This window comes from Geobacillus sp. BMUD, assembly GCF_013096845.1.
Taxonomy (GTDB): domain Bacteria; phylum Bacillota; class Bacilli; order Bacillales; family Anoxybacillaceae; genus Geobacillus; species Geobacillus vulcani.
The window spans coordinates 1-1,930 of the sequence record NZ_SDLA01000036.1; the positions used below are offsets into that span (position 1 = coordinate 1).

Annotated in this window: 1 protein-coding gene; it reads left to right on the plus strand. The window is 50.2% G+C overall.

Annotated features, from left to right (window positions below; all coding sequences use genetic code 11):
- Positions 1–168 precede the first annotated feature (168 nt).
- The gene (locus tag ETC05_RS17165) at positions 169–1,836 is read left to right on the plus strand and encodes an IS1634 family transposase (protein ID WP_171661540.1); all 1,668 of its coding nucleotides are present in this window, start codon (positions 169–171) and stop codon (positions 1,834–1,836) included.
- Positions 1,837–1,930: the final 94 nt, after the last annotated feature.

Below are 1,930 nucleotides of genomic sequence, written 5' to 3' on the forward strand. Positions count from 1 at the left end.
CCCGAGTTCGACAGTTTGAGGGGCATTTTAGGCAAATGAAAATGACCGAAATGCTGTTATATCAAGGATTTCACCACGCCTTCCCTAGAAAAAAACGCCGAATTTCATAGGCACACGATTTATTAATTTATTCTTTTAAAATGAACGTGTATACGTTATAATATAGGCATGTACATACGACGAGTAACACGCAAAAACAAAGATGGAACAACCGTTGCTTATCTCCAGCTTGCTCACAACGAATGGGATCCGAAGGCCAAATATGCGAAAGCGAAGGTGATTTATTCGTTTGGGCGCGAAGATGAGGTGGATCGCGCCGTTTTGGAGCGTCTGGCCAAAAGCATTTCGCGATTCCTTTCGCCCGAGCAAGCTTGGGAAGTCGAAAAGTTAGCAGGAGAAACTGCCGATGACTTTCAATTCCAGTCATGCAAACACCTCGGCGGCGTTTGGCTCTTGGATCAGCTCTGGAGCCAACTGCGATTGGGGGAGATTCTGAACACCTTGTTTGCCTCCCGACATCATCACATCTCGCTGGAACGGCTCATTTTTGCCATGGTGGCGAATCGTGCGATTCATCCATCCAGCAAGTTAGCGATGGAGGAGTGGGTGGAGAAGGACGTGTATATTCCCCATCTTCCCGAGGTCGCCAGCCATCAGTTGTACCGAGCGATGGATGAACTGCTGATCGTGCAATCGGACTTGGAACGTCAAGTGTTCCATGCTGTAGCTGACTTATTGAATCTGGAAGTCGATTTGCTTTATTTTGATACGACTTCGTCTTATTTCGAAGTCGATCCGTCCGAAACACCGGAAGAGGAATCCCTTCGAAAGCAGGGATTTTCCAAAGACAAGCGACCCGATCTTGTCCAAATCGTCATTGGGCTGGCCGTCACTCGGGAAGGAGTCCCTATTCGCGCTTGGGTATGGCCAGGCAATACGATGGACATGACGGTCATCAAACAAGTCAAACACGATCTCATCGGCTGGAAGCTTGGTCGTGTCATCAGTGTCATGGATCGCGGATTTTCCTCTGAAGAAAACTTACGAACCTTACAACAGGCAGGAGGACATTACATTGTCGGTGAAAAAATGCGATCCGGGAAAGCTTCCGTCGAAGAGGCGTTGAGCCGTCGCGGGCGCTACCAACAAGTCCGAGAGAACTTGCATATCAAGGAAATCACCGTAGGAGACGGAGAAGCGCGTCAGCGCTATGTTCTCGTGTACAATCCCAGCGAAGCCGAGCGCCAACGCAAGGAGCGAGAAAAGCTGCTCGAATCGCTGAAAGAGGAGTTAGAAGGGCTTCGCCAACTCCCAAACGAAGCTCATCATAAGGCTACCTGCCGATTGCGTTCCCATCCGTCCTACGGAAAATACTTGCGCCAGTTGAAGGACGGAACCCTTCGCATCGACAAGCAGGCGGTTCGTGACGCGGAAAAGTACGACGGCAAATATCTCATCCGGACATCCGATGACACCTTGTCTGCCGAAGATGTCGCGCTTGGATATAAGCAGTTGGTGGATATCGAGCAGGCCTTTCGAACATTGAAGTCCACATTGGAATTGCGACCTATGTATCATCGCTTGGAAGACCGCATTCGGGCGCACGTGCTGCTCAGTTGGCTCGCTCTCTTGCTAGTTCGGATCGTGGAGATCCGAACCCATGAATCGTGGCCGAAAGTAAGGGACGAATGTGAACGTCTCGTGCTTGGACATTTTTCTTCAAAAAACGGCGACCTTTATCAACGAACAGAACTGACGACCAAACAAGCGCAACTCTTTGCGGCTCTAGGGCTGGAGCCTCCTCCGAAGATTCTAGGCATCCATCCTCGCACCTAGATACACGCCCGAAGTATGCCCAAATGCCTCTGAGCCCTTTGGTATCAAGGGATTAGAGGCATTTTGTTTGCCTAGTCACTGTCGAACTCGGGGG

Excerpts from the sequence above, each read along its gene's own strand:
- ETC05_RS17165 (WP_171661540.1), top strand. The coding sequence starts at position 169 with ATGTACATACGACGAGTAACACGCAAAAACAAAGATGGAACAACCGTT.